We start from the raw sequence: 5025 nt of genomic DNA on the forward strand, positions 1-5025 counted from the left end.
GCAGGCACCCGACACCGGCAACGCGGAGATCATCGCCCGCTTCGGCACGCAGGAGCAAAAGGACCGCTATCTGAACGGCCTGCTGTCCGGCGAGATCTTCTCCTGCTTCTCGATGACCGAGCCGCAGGGCGGCGCCGACCCGCGGGTCTTCACCACCCGCGCGGTCCGCGACGGCGACGACTGGGTGATCACCGGACGAAAGTACTTCTCCTCCAATGCAGCAGTCGCATCCTTCTTCATCGTCGTAGCGATCACCAACCCCGATGTGGCGGTGCACCACGGCGCCTCGACGTTCCTGATCCCGGCGGGCACCAAAGGCCTCAACGTGGCAGCCAACCACCATCTGGTCGGGGCGGATCCGCACGAACCGGGACATTCGCTGGTGCACTACGACGGGGTACGGGTGCCGTCGGACGCCTTGCTCGGAGAGCCTGGGCAGGGCTTCCTGATCCTGCAGACCCGGTTGGCGGGCGGACGGCTGCATCATGCGATGCGCTCGATCGGCATGGCGCAACGCGCGGTCGAGATGATGTCCAAACGCGCGAAAAGCCGTTTCACTCAAGGTACTTTGCTCGCCGATAAGCAGTTGGTCCAGGAGTTCATCGCCGACTCTTACACCGAGTTGACACCGTTTCGGCTGACGGTGCTGCACGCCGCGTGGCTGCTTGACAGCGGCGACGAGCACGCCGCCCGAGCCGAGATCGCCACCTGCAAGATCTTGGCGTCGCAGGTGCTGAAATCTATTGCGCTGCGGGCGATCCAGGTGCACGGTGCGCTCGGCCTCACCGATCAGCTGCCGCTGGTCAATGTCCTGCTCGGCGGTATCGCACTCGGCCTGGCCGACGGGCCGACCGAGGCGCACAAGGTGAACCTGGCCCGAATGCTACTCAAGGGCTACCAGGCCGAAGACGGCGATTGGCCCAGCGAGATGCTGGACGTCCGTCGCGCGGCTGTCCGCGCCAAATACGGTGAGCTCGTTGACCAATAGCCGGGTGACCGCGGCCGTCGAGCGCGCTCTCGACGACCGTCAGCGGGAAGCCACCGAGGAAGTCGAACGCATCCTCGCCGCCGCCGTCCGGGTGATGGAGCGGGTGGCTCCCGAGCCGCCTCGGGTCAGCGACATTGTCGTCGAGGCCGGCTCGTCGAACAAGGCGTTCTACCGGTATTTCGCGGGCAAGGACGACGTCATCCTGGCGGTGATGGAGCGCGGTGTCGCGATCGTCGTCTCCTATCTGCAGCATCAGATGGCCAAGGAGTCCACGCCGTCGGGCCAGCTGCGGCGCTGGATCGAGGGCACGCTCGCGCAGGTCGGCGATCCACACCTGATCAGCATGAGCCGCGCTGCGGCCGGCCAGATTTCGGCCACCGCCAACTGGCGGGCCGCCGACGACGAGATCATGCGGCCGATGCGTGACCTGCTGACCGAGCCGATCGCCGCGTTGGGTAGCACCGATGTCCGCCGCGATGCCGACACCGTCTTCCATTGCACTGCGGCGACCATGCGGCGCCATCTGGATTCGGGCGACCGGCCCGGCCGCGACGACGTCGATCACCTGGTGCGGTTCTGTTTACGCGGGCTGCGGGCGAGCTGATGCGCGCCGTCGTGTGTCACTCCTACGGTCCCCCAGAAGATCTCGTCATCGACGACGTCGCCGAGCCGACGCCGGGTCCGGGCCAGCTGCTGGTGCGGGTACACGCCGCGGCCGTCAACTTTCCCGACGTGCTGCTGATCGCCGGCAAGTACCAGGTCAAGATTCCGGTCCCGTTCACGCCGGGCAGCGAGCTGGCCGGCGAGGTGGTGGCCGCCGGAGACGGTACCCGATTTCGGCCGGGCGACCGGATATTCGGAGCCACCCCGACCGGCGCGTTCGCCGAGCTGGCCCTGCTCGATGCGCGCGGGGTGTTGGCGATTCCCGACGGCGTCGACTTCGCCCCCGCGGCGGCGTTTGGTGTCACCTACCGCACCGCCTATCACGCGCTGCGCTCGGTTGCCCAAGTCGCAAAAGGGGATTGGGTGGTGGTCCTCGGCGCGGCGGGCGGCGTCGGTCAGGCCGCGCTGGACCTGGCGGTCGGCATGAAGGCCCGGGTGCTTGCCGCGGCGTCGACCGAGGACAAGCTCGACATCTGCCGGCAGCGCGGCGCCGAGGCGACCGTCGCCTATGACCGCGATGATCTGAAATCGGCCATCCGCGAACTCACCGGCGGCGGCGCGCGCGTCGTCATCGATCCGGTCGGCGGACGCTACGCGGAGCCGGCGCTGCGCGGACTGGCCCGCGGCGGAATGTTCATCACCCTCGGCTACGCCGCGGGTACGATTCCCGCGATTCCGCTCAATCTGGTTCTGCTCAAAGACATCACCATCCGCGGCATGGAGATCCGCACCTTCACCGCCGATCATCCCGATGACGCCGCGCGTGACGTCCGCGAGCTGCAGCAGATGTTCGCCGACGGCCGGATTCAGCCGTATATCGGTGCCCGGTTCCCGCTGGCCGACGCTGCGACCGCGTTACGGCATGTGGCCGAGCGCAAGGCGGTCGGCAAGGTGGTCATCGACGTCACGGCGTGACGATGTTGAACGCCGGATCGGGCTGGTCGAGGACACCCAACAGCTGCTGCAGGACAGTCTGGTCGCCGGATATCTCCAGGCCCGGTGAGCCGACTCCTTCCATTCCCGAGCCCATGACCACCGTGAGGAGGCGAATCGTGTTGTCCACTTTCACGATCACATTCGCCGTGGCGGGATCGGCGGGCACTTTGCGGTGCACCAGCACGCCGTTATGCAGTGCCAGCCGGTAATTGGCGTTCACGTCGGTCAAGGAGACGTCGACGGCGAGATCCAAGTCCCAGGCGCGGGGTCCGTTGAGGGTGAGAGCCAGGCCGTCGAAGATCTGCTCCGGCGTCAGCTGAGACATCAACGTCAGCGAGGTGGTTTTGGTCGCGGTACCGAAGTTGCCGTCGCGCAATTCGACCGCGCCGGATAGGAAGAAGTTGCGCCAGGTCGCATTCTCGGCGCCGTAGGCCAACTGCTCGAAAGTATCGGCGAGCAGGGCACGGGCGGCAGCATGCGTGCTATCGGCAAACACCGCGTGATCGAGCAGCGTTGCAGCCCAACGGAAATCTGCGGAATCGAAGGCCTGCTTAGCGAGTTCGACGACACGCTCAATCCCACCCATCGCGTCAACGTATCGCGTAGCCAGTGCTTCTGGCGGGTGGGGCCACAACCGCGCCGGGTTGCCGTCGAACCAACCCATGTAACGCTGGTAGATTGCCTTGACGTTGTGACTGACCGAGCCGTAATACCCGTGGGTGTGCCACGCTTTGTCCAACACCGGTGGCATTTCGAACATCTCGGCAATTTCGGCGCCCGTGTGGCCTTGGTTGAGCAGCCGCAGCGTCTGGTCATGCAAATAGGCGTACAGGTCGCGTTGCAACGACAGGAACTCGACAACGCGCTCATGTCCCCAGGTTGGCCAGTGGTGAGATGCGAACACCACATCGGTGCGGTCGGTGAACTTGTCGATCGCCTCGGTCAGATAGCCGGACCAGGCATGCGGGTCGCGAACCAGCGCGCCGCGAAGCGTCAACAGGTTGTGCAGGTTGTGGGTGGCGTTCTCGGCCATACACAGTGCGCGGAATCGCGGGAAATAGAAGTGCATTTCGGCTGGGGCTTCGGTGCCGGGTGCCATCTGAAATTCGATCTCCACCCCGTCGATGGTGTGGGTTTCGCCGGTGGTCGAGATGTCGACGGTCGGAACGATCAGGGCAATCTCACCAAGAGATGGCCCCTGGCCCAGGCCACAACCGACGTGTCCCCGCGGGCCGGGCGCCAACTGGCTGCCGTACATATAAGTGGCGCGACGCGCCATCGCCGTTGCAGCGTAAACGTTCTCCTGCACTGCGTGCTCGGTGAATCCCTCGGGCGCCAGCACCGCCACTCTCCCGGCGTCCACGTCCGCTTGTGAGGTCACTCCCAGCACGCCACCGAAATGGTCGACGTGGCTGTGGGTGTAGATCACGGCGACGACGGGCCGGTCGCCGCGGTGGGTGCGGTAGAGGTGCAGCGCCGCGGCCGCCGTCTCAGTTGATACCAACGGGTCGATGACAATCAGGCCGGTGTCGGCCTCGACGAAGCTGATGTTGGAGATATCCAGGCCGCGGACCTGGTAGACACCCGGGACCACCTCGTAGAGACCTTGTTTCGCGGTCAGCATGCACTGCCGCCACAAGCTGGGATTGACCGATGGCGGCGGGTCCCCGGTGATGAACGAATATGCGTCGTTATTCCACACCACACGCCCGTCCGCGGATTTGACGACGCAGGGTGTCAGCGCGGCAATGAATCCCCGGTCAGCGTCGGCGAAATCCGTGGTGTCCTCAAACGGTGAAATAACGGCGGTCGGAGGGTTCTCATTCACAATCTGACACTCCCATCCATTCGGCCGGGTCGGATGAGATCCACCCGTTCGGCCAGCAAAATCTTTGTCGTATTCGGATGAGCCGCGTTGACCAGAAGCCTAATTTTTGGCGAATTCGATACCGGGCATTCGGTAACGCTGCATACTGCCGAAACGGTCTGTGAAGTACCTGTGGACCGCCATAACGGCAAAGGAGCACGAGTGAAGCGTTCAGTTACGGTCGCCGCAGCAGCCACGGCGATCGTCGTCGTAGGTCTGTCCGGATGTTCAAGTAACAAGTCATCGACGAGCGGTTCCGGCTCATCGGCAGGCCAGACAAGCGCAGCGGTAACCGGCCCCGGCGGCACGCCCGCGGCGGCGAAAGTCACGATCGACGGCAAAGACCAGAACGTCGGCGGCACGGTCGCCTGCACCACCGCGGCCGGCAACGTCAACATCGCCATCGGTGGGGCGCAGGCCGGCATTGGCGCCGTGCTCACTGATGCCAGCCCGCCCGCGGTGAAGTCGGTCGGACTCGGCAACGTCAACGGGGTCACGCTGGGCTACACCCCGGGCACCGGTCAGGGCAACGCCAGCGCCACCAAGGACGGCAGCAAATACAAGATCTCCG

Annotated in this window: 5 protein-coding genes; 4 read left to right on the top strand and 1 reads right to left on the bottom strand. The window is 65.2% G+C overall.

Annotated features, from left to right (window positions below; all coding sequences use genetic code 11):
- The 3 genes from VKI00_RS16895 to VKI00_RS16905 all read left to right on the top strand — a co-directional run.
- A partial coding sequence (locus VKI00_RS16895; RefSeq protein WP_324439328.1) for an acyl-CoA dehydrogenase family protein occupies positions 1 to 988 on the top strand: 988 nt, incomplete at its 5' end.
- On the top strand, positions 969 to 1592 hold the full coding sequence (locus tag VKI00_RS16900; RefSeq protein WP_324439330.1) for a helix-turn-helix domain-containing protein: 624 nt from the start codon (positions 969 to 971) through the stop codon (positions 1590 to 1592). The genes VKI00_RS16895 and VKI00_RS16900, both read left to right, overlap by 20 nt.
- The gene (locus VKI00_RS16905) at positions 1592 to 2566 is read left to right on the top strand and encodes an NADPH:quinone oxidoreductase family protein (RefSeq protein ID WP_324439332.1); all 975 of its coding nucleotides are present in this window, start codon (positions 1592 to 1594) and stop codon (positions 2564 to 2566) included. Before VKI00_RS16900 ends, VKI00_RS16905 begins: the two co-directional genes overlap by 1 nt.
- Here VKI00_RS16905 and VKI00_RS16910 read toward each other — a convergent pair.
- Positions 2556 to 4415 carry an alkyl/aryl-sulfatase gene (locus VKI00_RS16910; protein WP_324439334.1) on the bottom strand — a complete coding sequence of 620 codons (1860 nt, stop codon included), beginning with the start codon at positions 4413 to 4415 and terminating at the stop codon, positions 2556 to 2558. The genes VKI00_RS16905 and VKI00_RS16910 overlap by 11 nt on opposite strands.
- Before the next feature lie 201 nt (positions 4416 to 4616).
- Between VKI00_RS16910 and VKI00_RS16915 the strand changes: the two genes are divergently transcribed.
- Positions 4617 to 5025, top strand: a 409-nt coding sequence (locus VKI00_RS16915) for a lipoprotein LpqH (RefSeq protein ID WP_324439336.1), incomplete at its 3' end; no start/stop codon positions are given.

The sequence above is a fragment of the Mycobacterium sp. genome (assembly GCF_035314665.1).
Classification (GTDB): Bacteria; Actinomycetota; Actinomycetes; order Mycobacteriales; family Mycobacteriaceae; genus Mycobacterium.

Excerpts from the sequence above, each read along its gene's own strand:
- VKI00_RS16905 (WP_324439332.1), top strand. The coding sequence starts at position 1,592 with ATGCGCGCCGTCGTGTGTCACTCCTACGGTCCCCCAGAAGATCTCGTC.